The 16,402-nt window shown below is 60.8% G+C and carries 19 protein-coding genes; 12 read left to right on the top strand and 7 right to left on the bottom strand.

Features of this window, described 5'->3' with window-relative positions:
- The first annotated feature begins 167 nt into the window (after positions 1–167).
- Together fliK and AB3G88_RS08540 are read left to right on the top strand one after the other, a co-directional pair.
- A complete protein-coding gene (fliK, locus tag AB3G88_RS08545) occupies positions 168–1,745 on the top strand; it encodes a flagellar hook-length control protein FliK (protein WP_480453690.1) in 1,578 nt (525 codons plus the stop codon).
- Positions 1,742–2,071, top strand: a complete 330-nt coding sequence (locus AB3G88_RS08540; RefSeq protein WP_099586778.1) for an EscU/YscU/HrcU family type III secretion system export apparatus switch protein — start codon at positions 1,742–1,744, stop codon at positions 2,069–2,071. Before fliK ends, AB3G88_RS08540 begins: the two co-directional genes overlap by 4 nt.
- A gap of 1 nt (position 2,072) precedes the next feature.
- Here AB3G88_RS08540 and AB3G88_RS08535 read toward each other — a convergent pair whose 3' ends face one another.
- The 3 genes from AB3G88_RS08535 to moaB form a co-directional block, all read right to left on the bottom strand.
- On the bottom strand, positions 2,073–3,329 hold the full coding sequence (locus AB3G88_RS08535; protein WP_480453689.1) for a hypothetical protein: 1,257 nt from the start codon (positions 3,327–3,329) through the stop codon (positions 2,073–2,075).
- A gap of 102 nt (positions 3,330–3,431) precedes the next feature.
- The gene (locus AB3G88_RS08530) at positions 3,432–4,658 is read right to left on the bottom strand and encodes a molybdopterin molybdotransferase MoeA (protein WP_480453687.1); all 1,227 of its coding nucleotides are present in this window, start codon (positions 4,656–4,658) and stop codon (positions 3,432–3,434) included.
- Positions 4,642–5,181, bottom strand: coding sequence for a molybdenum cofactor biosynthesis protein B (gene moaB / locus AB3G88_RS08525; RefSeq protein WP_099586781.1), 540 nt, complete (start codon positions 5,179–5,181; stop codon positions 4,642–4,644). Before moaB ends, AB3G88_RS08530 begins: the two co-directional genes overlap by 17 nt.
- Before the next feature lie 76 nt (positions 5,182–5,257).
- Here moaB and mobA point away from each other — a divergent pair, with 76 nt between their 5' ends.
- Together mobA and AB3G88_RS08515 are read left to right on the top strand one after the other, a co-directional pair.
- On the top strand, positions 5,258–5,860 hold the full coding sequence (mobA, locus tag AB3G88_RS08520; protein ID WP_099586782.1) for a molybdenum cofactor guanylyltransferase MobA: 603 nt from the start codon (positions 5,258–5,260) through the stop codon (positions 5,858–5,860).
- 80 nt (positions 5,861–5,940) lie between these two features.
- Positions 5,941–6,162, top strand: a complete 222-nt coding sequence (locus AB3G88_RS08515) for a YgdI/YgdR family lipoprotein (RefSeq protein WP_010211805.1) — start codon at positions 5,941–5,943, stop codon at positions 6,160–6,162.
- Between the two features lie 55 nt (positions 6,163–6,217).
- Here the strand turns inward: AB3G88_RS08515 and AB3G88_RS08510 are convergent, their stop codons facing one another.
- The 3 genes from AB3G88_RS08510 to AB3G88_RS08500 form a co-directional block, all read right to left on the bottom strand.
- Entirely contained in the window at positions 6,218–7,108 is an 891-nt protein-coding gene (locus AB3G88_RS08510; protein WP_099586836.1) for a pseudouridine synthase, read from the bottom strand.
- 72 nt (positions 7,109–7,180) lie between these two features.
- Positions 7,181–7,516 carry a transcriptional regulator gene (locus AB3G88_RS08505; RefSeq protein ID WP_099586783.1) on the bottom strand — a complete coding sequence of 112 codons (336 nt, stop codon included), beginning with the start codon at positions 7,514–7,516 and terminating at the stop codon, positions 7,181–7,183.
- A gap of 74 nt (positions 7,517–7,590) precedes the next feature.
- Entirely contained in the window at positions 7,591–7,827 is a 237-nt protein-coding gene (locus AB3G88_RS08500) for a glutaredoxin family protein (protein ID WP_480453686.1), read from the bottom strand.
- 147 nt (positions 7,828–7,974) lie between these two features.
- Between AB3G88_RS08500 and AB3G88_RS08495 the strand changes: the two genes are divergently transcribed.
- Positions 7,975–9,708 (top strand): cation:proton antiporter, encoded by a 1,734-nt coding sequence (locus AB3G88_RS08495; RefSeq protein WP_191947418.1) that lies wholly within the window; start codon positions 7,975–7,977, stop codon positions 9,706–9,708.
- On the opposite strand, the gene AB3G88_RS08490 is transcribed toward AB3G88_RS08495, so the two are convergent.
- Positions 9,695–10,903 (bottom strand): ammonium transporter, encoded by a 1,209-nt coding sequence (locus AB3G88_RS08490; protein WP_480453683.1) that lies wholly within the window; start codon positions 10,901–10,903, stop codon positions 9,695–9,697. The genes AB3G88_RS08495 and AB3G88_RS08490 overlap by 14 nt on opposite strands.
- 346 nt (positions 10,904–11,249) lie before the next feature.
- Between AB3G88_RS08490 and AB3G88_RS08485 the strand changes: the two genes are divergently transcribed.
- The 7 genes from AB3G88_RS08485 to AB3G88_RS08455 all read left to right on the top strand — a co-directional run bounded on the left by AB3G88_RS08485 (position 11,250) and on the right by AB3G88_RS08455 (position 16,400).
- Positions 11,250–11,564, top strand: a complete 315-nt coding sequence (locus AB3G88_RS08485; RefSeq protein ID WP_480453681.1) for an ElaB/YgaM/YqjD family protein — start codon at positions 11,250–11,252, stop codon at positions 11,562–11,564.
- A gap of 2 nt (positions 11,565–11,566) precedes the next feature.
- Positions 11,567–11,956, top strand: a complete 390-nt coding sequence (locus AB3G88_RS08480; RefSeq protein WP_480453680.1) for a phage holin family protein — start codon at positions 11,567–11,569, stop codon at positions 11,954–11,956.
- Entirely contained in the window at positions 11,953–12,294 is a 342-nt protein-coding gene (locus AB3G88_RS08475) for a hypothetical protein (protein ID WP_099586786.1), read from the top strand. Before AB3G88_RS08480 ends, AB3G88_RS08475 begins: the two co-directional genes overlap by 4 nt.
- 95 nt (positions 12,295–12,389) lie before the next feature.
- Positions 12,390–13,553 (top strand): EAL domain-containing protein, encoded by a 1,164-nt coding sequence (locus AB3G88_RS08470; protein WP_400528793.1) that lies wholly within the window; start codon positions 12,390–12,392, stop codon positions 13,551–13,553.
- Between the two features lie 71 nt (positions 13,554–13,624).
- The gene (locus tag AB3G88_RS08465; RefSeq protein ID WP_099586788.1) at positions 13,625–14,956 is read left to right on the top strand and encodes a deoxyguanosinetriphosphate triphosphohydrolase; all 1,332 of its coding nucleotides are present in this window, start codon (positions 13,625–13,627) and stop codon (positions 14,954–14,956) included.
- Between the two features lie 171 nt (positions 14,957–15,127).
- Entirely contained in the window at positions 15,128–15,523 is a 396-nt protein-coding gene (locus tag AB3G88_RS08460; RefSeq protein ID WP_480453678.1) for a response regulator, read from the top strand.
- A gap of 256 nt (positions 15,524–15,779) precedes the next feature.
- Positions 15,780–16,400 carry a response regulator transcription factor gene (locus AB3G88_RS08455; protein WP_099586790.1) on the top strand — a complete coding sequence of 207 codons (621 nt, stop codon included), beginning with the start codon at positions 15,780–15,782 and terminating at the stop codon, positions 16,398–16,400.
- The last annotated feature ends 2 nt before the right edge of the window (positions 16,401–16,402 follow it).

The raw sequence follows: 16,402 nt of genomic DNA, 5'->3' as shown, positions 1-16,402 counted from the left end.
TGCAGCGGCCGTTAAAGAGAGATGCACAATAACGGCTTTGGCGACCGATTTTAGAGAGCTGGATCAAATAGTTGTGAGGTTTTTACCACTCTCTTTGCAGACGGGCGGCATTATACATGTGATGCCCTACGCTAAAGAGGGCAATTTCCCCAGAGACGATGCGCACGATGACCGGCGAGATCAACCTTCCTACGCTCCCTCCCACCCCGACAGCCGGGCAAAGCCCCGCGCCTGCGACGGGTGAATTGCTGAAACTGCTGGAGCCGCAGATCGGGCTGATCGACCCGGGAAAAACCGCGAACGCCGAAGTCATCGCGCTCAAGCAAGGCGGTGAAGCCTTTCAGCTTCTGCTCAAGCTGACCCTTGAAGGCGGCCGCCAGACCCTGGTGCAAGCCAGCAGCGCCCAGCCGTTGCCATTGGGCAGCAATGTGGCGGTGAGCCAGACGCCGGCGGGCAACCTGACCTTGAGCCTGCAACAGGCCTTGAGTGCCAATGTGGCGGCCCTGACCCGCATCGACACTGATCAGATGCCCGTGGGCACGCTGTTGCAGGCCAAGGTGCTGACCACCCAGATGTTGCCCCAGGGCACCGCACAACCGGCGATCTACCGCTCGCTGGTGACGGTGCTCAACAACGCCCTGGCCGGTGCGACGCTGACGGTGGAAAGCCCTCAGCCCCTGCGCGTGGGCAGCCTGCTCAGCGCCGTGGTGCAGAACGCGCAGACCCTGAGCTTCGTACCGTTGAGCGGGCTCAAGGATCAATTGGCCGTCACTCAACAACTCTCGACCCAGCAAAGTCGGCAAGGCTCGCTGGATGCGGTGTTCACTGCACTGCAGAACCTGCCGCGCGGCGACAGCACCTCCGCCGACCTGCGCGCCGCCGCCGACCGCTTGCTCGCCGCCCTGCCGGACCTGGCCCAGGTAAGTAATCCCAAAGTGCTGGCCCAGGTGGTCCAGAACAGCGGCGCATTTCTTGAAGCCAAGCTGCTCGCCGGGCAAAACCCGCAAGTGCCGCCCCTGGATATGAAGGGCGCGCTGCTGCGCCTGGTCGCGGATCTGCTGCCTGCCCTGCCCACCAGCACCAACTTGAATGCGATCCTCGCCGCCAACACCCTGGCCCAGGTGATGCCGAATTTCGTGCGCAGCCCGCTGAATACGCTCGGCCAAGTCAGCGCGCGACAGGCACCGGTTGGCTTCCCACTGCCGGAGCGGCTGATGGCCAAACTGGAAGGCGAAGGCGACCTGGAGAACCTGCTGCGCCTGGCTGCGGGGGCCATCTCCCGCTTGCAGAGCCATCAGTTGTCGAGCCTGGAACAAACCGGCACCACCGCCGATGGCCGCCTGCAAACCACCTGGCAGTTGGAAATCCCCATGCGCAGCCTGCAAGACATCGTGCCCTTGCAGGTCAAGTTCCAGCGCGAGGAACCGGCGCAGGACAAGGACCAGCCCGAACGCAAGGACAGGAAAGACCCCAAGCAAATGCTCTGGCGCGTCGAGTTGGCGTTCGATATGGAGCCGCTGGGGCCATTGCAGGTCCAGGCGCAACTGACCCAGGGCAAACTGTCCAGCCAACTGTGGGCAACCCGCCCGTTCACGGCCAGCCTGATCGAAAGCCATTTGGGCAGCCTGCGCGAGCGGCTGGTGACCTCTGGCATCAACGTCGGCGACCTGGATTGCCACCTCGGCACGCCGCCACGCGGGCCGAAAACCGGACTGGAGCAACGCTGGGTGGATGAAACCGCATGAACAACGCAAACCCGCCACGCCAGGCGATTGCCCTTAAGTACGACGGCCAGCAGGCGCCCACGCTCACTGCCAAGGGCGACGATGCCCTGGCCGAAGCCATCCTGAAATTGGCGCGGGAAAATGAAGTGCCGATCTATGAAAACGCCGAGCTAGTGAAGCTGCTGGCACGCATGGAGCTGGGCGACAGCATTCCGGAAGAGCTGTACCGCACGATTGCCGAGATCATTGCGTTTGCCTGGACGCTGAAGGGCAAGTTCCCGGTGGGGTATGACCCGTACGCCGCGCCGGTAGAGCGCGACGTGACCGAACGCGGGGATGACTACTGAATCAGCCCGGCACCACACTGGCCAATACGCGGGCCGCTACCGAGGTGTTAACCGGCTTGCGCTGAGCGTGCTGTTTCAACGCCTGCTCGAACGTCTGCCCCTCATACCGCCGCAATGCCGCACCAAACGCACTCGCCTGCGCAGGCGGAAGTGGCGCGGTGAAGGCCTCGATGAACGGCGCGTCAATCACGGTGTTGCGAACACTCTCTACCTCTGCCTGTACGGAACGGCTATCCCGGGCAGTGACCTTATCGAACAGGGCTTGATCCTTGATCACAAAATCCTTGGCACCGGGTGCGCGTTGAGCAACGAGCACATTCTGCTGACCGTTCCAGGCCGACAGTGAATATTCCTTAAGCCTGTCCTGACTGTTCTTGACCGACTCGATACTCGGGCCACGATGCTCCAGACCGGCACTGAAAAACTGGCTCAGGACATTGAAGTCCATCACCGCCTCATCGGTGCCGCGCTTGAGAATCCGACAGCACAAGGTCGCGAGGTCCACCTGGATATCGTGGAAATGCAACTTGGGTTCCTGGCTCAAGCGTGCGATATCGGCGATTTTCTGGTTGAAATCGTTTGGCCACAGGTACAACGCATCGCGCGTCAGTGGCTGCCCCAGGCGCTTTTCCATGGGGCTTATGAACTGCTGAACCAACGCCGCGCCCTGGTCATGCACCTGCAACATGCTCGTGCCGGGCATACGGTTTTGGATCATGTTCTTGACAACATCGGTGTTGAGCGCGAACTGGCCGGTGAGAAAGGTAGTTTTACCCGCTGATGGCGCACCCCGAACTATCGAGACATCCTGCGACAAGGCAGGTGCCGGGTCTTGAAGAATGGACTGGAATTGCGTCAGGTATTTTTCTGCCACCTGTGCAGTCAGGTTCTTCAGAATGTTGGCATTGAGGCTGTCCACCTCGGGCAGCCAGACATTTTTCTTGCCCAGGGCCTGCGCCAGTGTCGGCAAGGTTTTGTCAGCCGCAGCCGGGTCGGCCCACCGCAGCCGCTCATTGTCCTGCAATCGTTGCAACTGCCCAGGATCACGCGTCAGCGCCTGCCAGGAGGTAATGCTCGGATCGGCGATCATGCAGGCAAGCCGCTCCCGATAAGTATTCTCGGAAAGCGGCGTGCCGATCAGTTGATTCAAAACCCCACGTGCAGTGCTTGAATTGATCGACGCTGCAGTGGGCAAGCCGGGTTCGGCGAGAGCGGGTGCCGCCACGCCAGGAGCGGAAGTAGCAGGTTGGATAGTCATCGTCAGGCCTCCAGTAACCAAGACTCAGAAAATTAACCTGCCCGTTCTGGATGGCTCATAGGACTTATCTTGACTGTGCCCCCGCCACCGGTGAATTGTGTGTCAGCCAAATACCTCACTCAACGGAATGAAGTTGACCCGATCGCCGATAGCCAGCGTCGTGCCTTCCAACACCTCCACAAACCCTTCTGCCCACACTGCACTGCGCAGCACACCGGAGCTCTGGTTGCGGTAGATGATCGCTTTGCCTTGCTCGACGCGACCGCGCAGATATTCGCGGCGGTTGCCTGGCTTGGGCCACTCGAACCCTACCGGCACTTCAAAGCGCAGCGGCTCGACGTCTTGCACCCCTTGGCGGCGCAGCAGATAAGGGCGTGCCAGCAGTGCGAACGTGACCAGCGTCGACGCCGGGTTGCCGGGCAGGCCGATCACCGGCACGCCACGGAAGTGGCCAAAGGTCAGCGGCTTGCCCGGTTTGATCGCGAGTTTCCACAACGCCAGCTCACCCTCTTCACGCAGGGCGATCCCAAGGAAGTCCGCCTCGCCCACCGACACACCGCCCGTGGACAGGATCAAGTCGACACGGCCCAAACCGCCCAGGCGCGCGCGGGTTTGCTCCAGGTCGTCAGGCAGGATGCCAGCGTCAATCACTTCGCACCCCATGCGCGTAAGCCATGAGCACAGCACGCGTCGGTTACTGTTGTAGATCTGCCCCGGCCCGAGCGGTAAGCCGGGTTCGATCAATTCATCGCCGGTCGACAACACCGCCACGCGCGGGCGACGTATCACCGCCAAGCGATCATGGCCGAGGGACGCCGCCAGTCCCAGTTCAATCGGGCCCAGACGCGTGCCGGCCGACAATACCAACTCGCCTACGCTAGTTTCCTGGCCCTGGGGACGGATGTTCTGGTCGAGGTGCAGGGGCTCGGTGAAGCTCACGCGCTCATCGGCGTGGACCACGGCGTTCTCCTGCATTTCCACGCAGTCTGCCCCTTCCGGTACCGGGGCGCCGGTGAAGATGCGGGCGCAGGTGCCGGCGGCCAGGGGTTGTGGCGCCTGGCCTGCGAAAATGCGTTGGCTGACCACCAGCGGTTCGCCGGTCCAATCCGCCAGGCGCACGGCATAACCGTCCATGGCACTGTTTGGCCAGGGCGGCAGGTCGAGGGTTGAGATCAAGTCTTGCGCCAGTACACGGCCGTCGCACTCCGCCAGCAGCAGGGCATCCTGCTCACGGATCGGCGCGGCGTCGGCCATGGCCAGCAGTTGGGCCAAAGCGTCCTCTACCGGCAGCAGCGCGCCGGTCTTGCCGGGCTTACCCACGGGATTCACAGGGTTCGGCCTGTTTCAGGTGCGGGACGAAGTTGCATGGGCGGTGACGGTTGTCCAGTTGCTCGGCGAGGATGCCGTCCCAGCCGGTACGCACGGCATTGGTAGAGCCCGGCAGGCAGCACACCAGGGTGCCATTGGCCAGACCGGCCAGGGCACGGGACTGCACAGTGGACGTGCCGATGTCGGCCACGGAAATCTGGCGGAACAGTTCGCCAAAGCCGTCGACCTGCTTATCCAGCAGGCAGCTCACCGCCTCGGGGGTGCTGTCACGGCCGGTGAAGCCGGTGCCGCCGGTGATCAGCACAACCTGCACCACGTCTTCGGCAATCCAGTGGGCGACCTGGGCGCGAATTTTGTAGAGGTCATCCTTGAGCAGCACGCGCTCGGCCAGGTTATGGCCGGCGGCTGTCAGTCGGTCAACGAAGACCTGGCCGGAGGTATCGGTTTCGAGGTTGCGGGTGTCGCTGACGGTCAATACAGCAATGTTCAGGGGTACGAAGGGCGCATCTGCCTTGGCTTTCATGGCACGGTCCGGTTGTCGAAGGAACAGCCCGGTGTTATATCACAGGCCCCTGTTTACCTGCCGTAGCGGAACCCTTATGTCGTTAGATTCTTCGCCCCTGCCCTGCTCGATTCTGCTGTTGTCAGGTGGACGCGGCCAGCGCATGGGCGGCCAGGACAAGGGCCTGCTGGCGTGGCGCGGCCAGCCCTTGATCGCCCATCTGCAAGGCCTGGTGCGGCCACTGACGGATGACCTGATCATCTCGTGCAACCGCAACCAGGACCGCTACGCGCCCTATGCCGATACGCTGGTGAGTGACGACAGCCCGGACTTCCCGGGCCCCCTCGCCGGTATCCGCGCCGGGCTCGCCGTAGCGCGCCATGAGCACCTGCTGATATTGCCGTGCGATGTGCCGAATATCGACACACGACTACTGGCCGACCTGCGCGAGACCGCGCGGCAAAACCCATTGGTGCCCGTGATGGTGCGTCACGGCGCATTCTGGGAACCCTTGATCTGCATCATCCCCACCCACCTCAAAACCGAGGTAGAACGGGCCTGGAACACGGGTGAGCGCAGCCCGCGCAAGATCTTCCTGCAGTTGGGCGGCGTGGGCCTGGCGTGCCCGGCAGATGACCCGCGCTTGGCAAACCTTAATACGCCCGAGCTGTTAAAGCCGAGCGCTGACGTGTCAGAATGAAATTTCGCACAAGGAACTTTGGCGACGTCTTACACGTCTCAAGGTCAGCAATCAAAAAGTATTCTCTCGGAGACAAACCCATGACTCAACGGACCATCGCCGCTCTCATGCTTGCACTGGGCCTCGCCACCCTCGCAGGTTGCGCTTCGCCAACAGTGATCACACTGAATGACGGTCGCGAAATCCAGGCCGTCGACACCCCGAAATACAACGAAGATTCGGGTTTCTACGAATTCGAACAACTTGACGGCAAGCGCACCCGCATCAATAAAGATCAGGTTCGCACCGTAAAAGACCTGTAAATCTTAGCGTTTGCCAACAAGGCCCGCCTCGCGCGGGCCTTGTCGTTTCTGGCGGTTACCAGTCGAGGGTTATCTGGCTGCGGAAACTGCGTTCTTCACCCGTAACCGGGTCGATGAACCGCACCCCCTGGGCGAGCAGTTTGAGGGGGTTGGCGTAGTCGTCTACCGCGTCCTTGATCACGTCGGGGTAGAACGGGTCGTTGCAAATACTCGCGCCGAGGGCGCTCATGTGCACACGCAACTGGTGCTTCTTGCCGGTCACCGGGAACAGGCCGTAGCGCCACAGATCGCCGTTTTTCTCGCGCACTTCCACCGCCGTTTCGGTGTTGGCGGTGCCAGGGCCTTCCTGCATGCGAAAGAACGGCTCGCCATCGACCAGTCGGCTTTTATGCACCCTGGGAAAGCTCAGGTCAGGCAACGCTGGTGCGATGGCTTCGTAGAACTTATCGATCTGGCGTGTGGGAAACAGCTGCTGATAGGCCGAGCGGCTGGCGGGATTGGCCGAGAACAGTACCAGCCCCGCCGTGTGCCGGTCGATACGGTGCAAGGGCACCAGTGAGGGATTATCCAGGCAGCGAATCAGGCGGCGCAGCAAGGTTTGCTCGACGTACTCGCCGGCCGGGGTCACGGGCAGGAAGTGCGGTTTATCCGCCACCACCAGATGCTCGTCGGCATACAGGATGGTTTCCTGCGCCGGGATCACCTTTTCGTTCGGTACTTCACGGAAGTAGTAAATGCACAGACCTTCCTTGTAGGCCAGGTCCAGCTGGATGGGGCTGCCGTTGATATCCAACACCCGCCCACGGCCGATGCGGTCCAACCAGTGTTCACGGCTGATCGCCGGGAAGTGCCCGCACAGGCAATCGAGCACGGTCGCCCAAGGGCCAGGCGGCAGGTACAGGGTGCTGGCTTGATGTTGGGACGCGGAAAAACCGGAAGTGGACATGCCGATGCTCGAAGCCTTGAAAAACCGGCGGGCATTATCCCGCATGAAGCGGGACTCAGCCTAGGGCGGATCTCAGGCTTTAGCCAATTGCGCTCGCAGGACAGGCGACGCACTGGCCGCGTCGGTGAACTCCTTCAGCCAGCGCAGCACATCCACCGCGTCCCAGCGGCCCGGATCGTACAAAGCGTAAAGCAGCCCCTGATAACCCACCACGTCCAGTTGCTTGTGGTAACCGGCGCGCTGGAACAACGCTTCGATCTCCGCGAAGCAGGTATTGAAATGCACTTTGTTAAAGGGCGTCTTGCCTTCCGTGACCAGGCCATCGAGGCGCAGCTCGTTCACCGCGTCGCGCACGACGTCGGCGGACATGCGATTGACGCTGCTTTTCAGTTGTTCAACATTCACCACGGGCGTTCCCTCTATTCAATCGCTGTACAAACATACAGTAACGTAATAATTGGAAACCCGCCATCGCAGAAGCGTCAGCGCAAGAAGGCGACAACCTGCTCAGTGTCGAAAGGCCAATCCAGTTCGGCACCGGTGTCCACCCTTCTGAGCACCGGAATCCGCAGGCCGTAGGCTTCGGTGAGGTCAGCGGGATCGGTGATATCCACCAGTTCCACCAGCACCCCGTGTTCGACGAGCGGCATGATTTCGGCTTCGGCAATCTCACAAAGATGGCAACCCAGGGTGCCGAACAGCTGGCATTCAGGAAGCATGACGAAAGGACCTGATCAGAAAACAGATCAACATTCTAGGCCTGCTCAGTACCGGTGGCGAGCCGATAAACCCTGATCCAGATCAGCATGACCTATAACTGATTCAGCGATTCTCGCGGCTTTTTGCCCGCTCACCCTGCAACGGAGATGCTTGTGTTCGCCAACCTGCTGATCATTCTGGCCTCATCCCTGGTGGTGATTGCGCTGTTTCGCCGGCTGCAATTGCCGCCCGTGCTGGGCTACCTGTGCGTGGGCCTGGCGGTGGGGCCTACGGCGCTGGACTGGGTGAACGACAGCGAAGAGCTGCCCGATCTCGCCGAGCTTGGCGTGGTGTTCCTGCTGTTTTCCCTGGGCCTGGAGTTCTCCCTGACCAAGATGCTCGCCCTGCGCCGCGTGGTGTTTGGCCTGGGCAGTTTGCAGGTGCTGGGGTGCAGTGCGCTGTTGGGGGGCGTATTGATGGGCTTTGGTGTGGCGCCCGGCATCGCCTTGCTGCTGGGGGCGGGGCTGGCGTTGTCCTCCACGGCGATCGTCAGTAAAGAGCTGGGCAGCCTTGGGGAAATTTTCAGCAGCCATGGGCAGAATGCGATTGGCGTACTGCTGTTCCAGGACGTGGTCGCCGTTTTGCTGCTGACCCTGGTGCCGGTGTTTGCCGGCAGCAGCGACCACGCCTGGTACTGGGCGCTGCCGCTGACCCTGGGCAAAACCGTGGTGCTGTTTGTTGGCCTGCTGCTGGCCAGTCGCTGGTTGTTGCCGCGCCTGTTCCGTGAGGTCGCCGCGTCCCATTCGGCAGAACTGTTTGTGCTGCTGGCGCTGGTGATCGTGTTGCTGACCGCCTGGCTCACTCACTTGCTTGGCCTGTCCCCGGCCCTCGGTGCGTTCCTGGCCGGCATGCTGCTGGGTGAGAGCCATTACCGTCACCAGATCGAAGCGGATATCCGCCCGTTTCGCGACATCCTGCTGGGGCTGTTTTTCGTCAGCATCGGCATGTTGATTGACCTGCAGTTGTTCATCAGCCACAGCCTGCTGATCCTTGGCCTGACGCTTACACTGATGCTGGTTAAAGGTTGCGTGGTGGCGGTGCTGGTCAAGCTGCGCGGCAGCGACAGCGAAACAGCCTGGCGCAGCGGCCTGGCCCTCGCCCAAGGCGGTGAGTTCTGTTTTGCACTGATGGCGCAAATGCAGCAAAGCCGGCTGATCCCGGATCAATTCAATGGCCTGCTGCTCGCCGCCACGTTTTGCTCAATGCTGCTGACGCCACTGCTGTTGCGTGCCGCACCGGCAATTGCCCTGCGCCTGCACCGCAAGCCCAACCAGCAAGTGCAACTGGAAGAAATCACCGCGCTCAATGCCGAGCTGCGCGACCACGCGGTGATCTGTGGCTACGGCCGCGTCGGGCAGTCCATCGGGCGTTTTCTGCGCCACGAACAACAAACGTTTATCGCCCTGGATGACGACCCGGAACGGGTACAGGAAACCGCCACCGAAGACAGCAGCGTGCATTACGGCGACTGCCGTCGCGGCGCCTTGCTCAGTGCAGTGGGGCTGGAACGCGCGCGGTTGGTGGTGATTGCCGTGGACAACAGCGATGTCGCCCTGGTGGTACTGAAGGAGGCGCGTCGCATCAACCCCGATGTGCCGATCCTGGTGCGTACCCGCGATGACAGCCAGTGGGCCGAGTTGAAAGCTGCGGGCGCCAGCGAAGTGGTGCCCGAGCTATTGGAGTCGAGCCTGATGCTTGCCTCCCACGCCTTGATCCTGCTGGGCCTGCCGGACCAACAGGTGCAGGCGCGGGTCGATGAAGTGCGGCATAACCGCTATCGACTGCTCCACGGCTTTTACACGCCGCCGAACAGCAACGACGCGCCGATCAATCCTGACTGACCGCGCCGATCTTGTGGATCGACAGATCCGCGCCGTAGTACTCCTGCTCCTGGCTCAGGCGCAGGCCGCCGACGCGCTTGATCACGCCGTACACCAGCAGGCCGCCGCCAAATGCAACCGCCACGCCGAGGCCGGTGCCGATCAACTGGCTGATCAGGCTCACGCCGCCCAGGCCGCCCAGCGCCGTCTGGCCAAAGATGCCGCAGGCAATCCCGCCCCACACACCGCACAGGCCATGCAGCGGCCACACACCCAGCACGTCGTCAATCTTCCAGCGATCCTGGGCGGCGATGAAGCACCACACAAACAGCCCACCGGCGACTACCCCAGTGACCAGCGCGCCCACCGGGTGCATCAAGTCGGACCCGGCGCAGATCGCCACCAGCCCGGCGAGCGGGCCGTTATGCAGGAAGCCTGGGTCGTTACGCCCGATCACCAACGCAGCCACTGTGCCACCGACCATCGCCATCAACGAGTTGACCGCCACCAGGCCGCTGACGCCGTTGAGGGTTTGCGCGCTCATCACGTTAAAGCCGAACCAGCCGACGATGAGAATCCACGACCCGAGCGCCAGGAACGGAATGCTCGACGGTGCAAATGCAACCAGGCGCCCTTCCCTGTAGCGCCCGTTACGCGGGCCGAGCAGCAATACCGCCGCCAACGCCAGCCAGCCGCCCATGGCGTGTACCACCACCGAGCCGGCAAAGTCATGGAAGCTGGCACCAAAGGTCGCAAGTAACCAGGCTTGCAGGCCGAAATTGCCGTTCCAGACCATGCCTTCGAAAAGCGGGTAGATAAACGCCACGATCAATGCGGTGGCGCACAACTGCGGAGCGAACTTTGCACGCTCGGCAATGCCGCCGGAGATAATCGCCGGGATTGCCGCCGCGAATGTCAGCAGGAAGAAGAACTTCACCAGGCCATAACCGTGGTCGGCGCTGATCACCGCCGCCGGTTGCATGAAGCTCACGCCGTAGGAGATCCAATAGCCTATAAAGAAATAGGCCAGGGTGGAGATGGCGAAGTCGCTGAGGATCTTCGACAGTGCATTGACCTGGTTTTTCTGGCGTACCGTGCCGACTTCCAGGAACGCGAAGCCGGCGTGCATGGCCAGCACCATGACCGCGCCGATCAGGATAAACAGGGTGTTTGAGCTGTGGACCAGGGTGTCCACCGCACTTTGCAAATTTTCCATGGAGGTTGGCAGGCCTGCATTAAAGGCAAAAAGCACCAAAGCGGTTCAGGCCACGATTGCGCGCACTAAATTGGCACCGCCGGCTCCGCCCCTCTTGAGAGGGCGTGAACCGCTTTAGCGCAGCGTTCAACACAACAGGCCGTTGCCGACAGGGTTTTTCCGCGAGTTTCAGTTATTTAGGGTAAGGTTTTTGATGGCTTGAGGCCTTACCGCCCAGATTCAGCGCAGGCACTCGTGCATGCGCACCATGGCAAAGCAAAAGCTGTACCACACAATTGCACTGAACCTTCACCGATGCGGGTGACTCGAAACCACACGTACCGATCAGCCAATCACGGAGATAACCATGGCCAGAAAAACAGCACAGACAGCCCAGGAAATACTGATGGCGGATTTTCAAACCCTGGTCAGTGACACCGAAAAACTGCTGGATGACACGGCGATCCTGGCCGGCGACCAGGCCGACGAGCTGCGCAGCAAGATTCATGAAAGCCTGCTCAAGGCCCGCGATACCCTGCAACTGACCGAAGATTCCTTGCGCGAGCGCGGTCAGGCGGCGGTCACTGCTACGGAAGATTACGTACAAGCCAACCCTTGGCAGTCGGTGGGTATCGCGGCCGGCGTGGGCTTTTTGATCGGCCTGCTGGCTACAAGGCGCTAATCATGTCTATCGGCGAAAGCGGCTCGGCTACGGGCGCAAGTTCTACCTCACGACGCCTGGGCGCGGCCGTTCTAGGCTTGCTGCACAGCCACGTCGAACTGTTCGGCATCGAATTGCAGGAGCAGAAAGCACGCACCGTCAGCCTGCTGCTGTTTGCCGGCTTGGCCTTGGTGTTTGCCCTGTTATTGCTGATGGGGTTGTCGACACTGGTGATGATCCTCGTCTGGGACACCGGCTACCGTCTGACCGGCATCATCTGCCTCTGCGTGTTCTACAGCCTGGCCGCCGCGTTCTGCGGGGTGCGCTTGAAAGCTGCGGTGTTCGATGAATCCACGCCCTTCCACGCCACGCTTGAAGAGCTGGCCAATGATCGGGAGCGCCTGCTGCCATGAGCCTGACTGAGATCCCGCACAACACTTCCCGTCGGGAAATGCGCAAGGCGCTGATCCGCCTGCGCATGGAAATGCACCGCCAGGAAATCCGTCACGAGTCCCAACAATTGATGGCACCGCTGCACAAAGTGCGCGACATGCGCCACAACTGGCAGGACAGCCTGGGTATCAAGCACGCGCCGCTGTGGGGCGTGGCGGCGGTGACGCTGATGGGTTTCTTTACCGGCAAGGGGGCCAAGGGCGGCAGTATCAGCAGCATCACCCGACTGGTGCGGCTGGGCGCCGGTTTGATCCCTCTGATCAAATTGGCGATGGCGGGGACTTCACGCAAAGGATAAGCCCTGCTGGCTGCATTCTTGCAAACAGAATCGGCCCGGCCTTCGTCATTGAAGGCCGGGCCTCTTTTTTTCGCTATCTCCCATAAGGAGGCCCTGTGATTGACGGGCAACCGCTCGCCTGCTTCCAACCGTTTATCGACACTGCCACCGGACGCATTGCCGGCGTAGAGGCACTGGGACGCCTGCGCCAGGCCGACGGCAGCTTGCAGTCCGTGGGCCCGTTGTTCGCCGACCCGCGCACGCCAGGCACGACCTTGCGCCGCCTCGACCGGCAGCTGCGCGACAATGCCTTGAGCCGCCTGCATGAAGCGCCCCAAGACTGGTTTCTGAGCCTCAACATCTCGCCGCGCTGGATCAACCGATTGCGTCCGGGCCAGGCCCTGCCGAGTCTGAAACAAATCCACGCCCACGGGGTTGACCCGCAGCGCATCGTGTTCGAGATCACTGAACTGGGCGGTGATATCCAGCGCCTGGCCGATGTGGTCGCGCGGTATCGCCAGGCCGGTGCGCGCATCGCGATTGATGACTTCGGCGCGGGCTACTCACAGCTTGACCGGGTACTGGCGTTGCAGCCGGATATCCTCAAGCTGGACATGCGCCTGTTCCAGGAAGCCGCCAAGGGCGGGCCAAGCAGTGATGTGGTGCGGGCACTGGCTCAGATGGCGGAAAAAACCGGCTGCTGGATCATTGCCGAAGGCGTGGAAACCGAGGCACAACTGAGCTTTGCCCTGGAATGCGGCTCGCGCTATGTACAAGGCTATCTGTTTGCCCAGGCACAGTTGGACTGGTTTGCCGCCGACGCTTTCGTACCGCGCTTTGCCCAACTGCGCACGACATACGTCCAGCACAAACTGGCGGAGCGTGGGCGCATCATGCACCTGCGCCAGCAATTGACCGAGTTGATGAAAATCCTGCAAAGCTGGGCCCTGGGCCAGGCGCCGCTTGACCAGTTGCCGCAATTGCCGGATTTCCCCTGGCTGCTGCGTTTTTATCAGTGCGACCGGCATGGCACGCAGCTCACGCCCAACCTGGAATGGCGCCATGACGCCTGGCAAGCCGACAACCGTTACCTGGGCCACAACTGGTCGTGGCGCCCGTATTTCTACCATCTGCTGGCCGAAGGGTGGGACGAGCGGCGCCTGACGTTGTCCTCGACTTATCGCGACGCCACCACCAACCAGTATTGCCTCACCGCCGGACAATTCTTCGATAACGGTCAGCGCTTGCTGTTAATCGATATCGACGCGGCCGGGTTGTAGATTTTCGCTTGCCCCGCCAGGGCGGAACCGGGAAGCTGGGTGGGTCATTCACCGCACGGAGAGTACCCGCCTTGGATTGGCCTACCCTGCTTACCCGCGAACGGCTTGGAAAGCCCCTGCACAGCCCGGAAGAACTCGGCCGCAGCCCCTTTCACAAAGACCATGACCGCATTATTTTCTCCGGCGCGTTTCGCCGCCTGGGCCGCAAGACCCAAGTGCACCCGGTGTCCAGCAACGATCATATCCACACCCGCCTGACCCACTCCCTGGAAGTCAGTTGCGTGGGCCGCTCCCTCGGCATGCGCGTCGGCGAAACCCTGCGCAGCGCCCTGCCCGACTGGTGCGACCCGAGTGATCTGGGCATGGTGGTGCAATCGGCCTGTCTGGCCCACGACATCGGCAATCCGCCATTCGGGCATTCTGGGGAAGACGCTATCCGCCACTGGTTCCAACAGGCAGCCGGGCGCGGCTGGCTGGATGACATGAGCAGCGCCGAGCGCAATGACTTCCTCAATTTCGAAGGCAATGCCCAAGGTTTCCGGGTACTGACCCAGCTTGAATACCACCAGTTCGACGGCGGTACGCGGCTGACGTATGCCACCCTGGGCACTTACCTGAAATACCCCTGGACCGCTCGCCACGCCGACGCTCTGGGCTACAAGAAACACAAGTTCGGTTGCTACCAGAGCGAGCTGCCGATTCTCGAACAGATCGCCCACAAGCTCGGCCTGCCACAACTCGAAGAACAACGCTGGGCCCGTCACCCACTGGTCTATCTGATGGAAGCCGCGGATGACATCTGCTACGCCCTGATCGACCTGGAGGACGGCCTGGAAATGGATCTGCTGGAATACGCCGAAGTCGAGTCGCTGCTGCTCGATTTGGTGGGCGACGACCTGCCGCAGACCTATCGGCAACTCGGCCCCCAGGACTCGCGCCGACGCAAGCTGGCGATCCTGCGCGGCAAGGCCATCGAGCATTTGACCAACGCGGCGGCGAGAGCCTTCGTCGAACAGCAGGATGCCCTGCTGGCCGGCACCCTGCCCGGCGACCTGGTGGAGCATATGCACGGCCCGGCCAAACGCTGCGTGCTGGATGCCAAAGATATGGCGCGCAAGAAGATCTTCCAGGACAAACGCAAGACTTTGCATGAAATTGGCGCCTACACCACGCTGGAAATACTGCTGAACGCCTTTTGTGGCGCGGCATTGGAGCAGCATGGCGGGCGTACGCCGTCCTTCAAGAACCGGCGCATTCTCGATCTGCTGGGCAACAATGCGCCGAATCCTGCTTGGCCACTGCACGCCTCGTTCCTGCGCATGATCGACTTTATCGCCGGCATGACCGACAGCTATGCCACTGAGATGGCGCGGGAAATGACCGGGCGTTCAAGCCCTCAGTAACGTCATGCATCAAGTTGCCTGTTCCCTGAAGAGAATCGCCCTACGAAGGGAACAGAGCGGCCTGATCGAATTCGCACAAACACCCGAGGAATAATCGCGCACGCTCCGGGCGAATCTGGCAAACCGTTCTTGCGTGCCTCCCATCGACGCCTGACTCACCGTGTGCCTTCTATGCCCAAGTACCCCCTTCGGATCCTGTTGGTAGAGGATCACCCCTTTCAATTGCTCGCCACCCAATGCCTGCTCAAAAGCTTCGGCTTTGAGCATCTGACCCCGGCGGAAAACGCCGAACAGGCGATTCGCTTCATGACGCAGGCCGAGGCGCCCTTCGACATTATCCTGTGCGATCAGTGCCTGCCCGATCTGCCTGGGCTTGAACTGATTGAAATCGCCAGCCGCCGTGGCTTTATCAAGGCCGCCATCCTGCTCAGCGGGCTGCCCGCGACAGAACTTTCAACGCTGCAGGCCCTGGCGCTCAAACGGGGCCTGCCGTTGCTCGGCTACTTGCCGAAGCCATTAAACAAAGATGAACTTGCAGGTTTGACCCTGCCATTACTCACACTATAAATGTAGGACTTAAAACATATAAACCCGTCGAAAACTGCACGCATAACGTCCGCAAAATCCCTGGCACCACGATTCAGTTCACGCCCCTGCGAAATATAGGCTTTTCGCCCTACAACGCCTTATCAGCCGGTAGGCCTTTACCTTTTTTGATGTAGGAATTTTCCTGTTTTATACCTACTCCCCTTCAAGTTCATGCTCCTGCCTTAGCTTCTGAGCTAATGTGCCCGCTTTATTTGCACACGCATGGAATACGATCATGAACACAGTTTTTATTATTGATGACCACCCGGTTATAAGGCTCGCCATACGAATGTTGTTGGAACATGAAGAGAATTTCAAAGTCGTCGGCGAAACGGATAACGGGTGCGACGCCATCCAAATGGTCCGCGAATGCATGCCGGACCTGATCATCCTCGACATCAGCATTCCGAAACTCGATGGACTGGAAGTGCTGTGCCGGTTCAACGCCATGAACACCTCGATGAAAACCCTGGTGCTGACGGCTCAATCGCCCACCCTGTTTGCCACACGCTGCATGCGTTCAGGTGCCGATGGCTATGTGTGCAAGGAAGGCGACCTGAGTGAACTGATGAGCGCCATCCGTGCCGTCTTGTCAGGTTACAACTACTTCCCCAGCCAGGCCTTGAACACCAATGACGAAAGCGGCAAGGAGCTTGAACTGTTCAAGGCCGTTAACGATCGCGAGTTAATGGTATTGCAACTTTTCGCACAAGGTCGCACCAACAAGGAAATCGCCAAAGGCATGTTTCTGAGCAACAAAACAGTAAGCACCTACAAAAAGAGGTTAATGCAAAAACTTCAAGCCAAGTCTTTGGTAGAACTTATCGAGATGGCAAAACGAAACGCGCTAGTGTGAGA

The organism is Pseudomonas arvensis, from assembly GCF_056688935.1.
The sequence above is the reverse complement of the archived record's forward strand: the minus strand, read 5'-3'. Positions and strand labels throughout refer to the sequence as shown.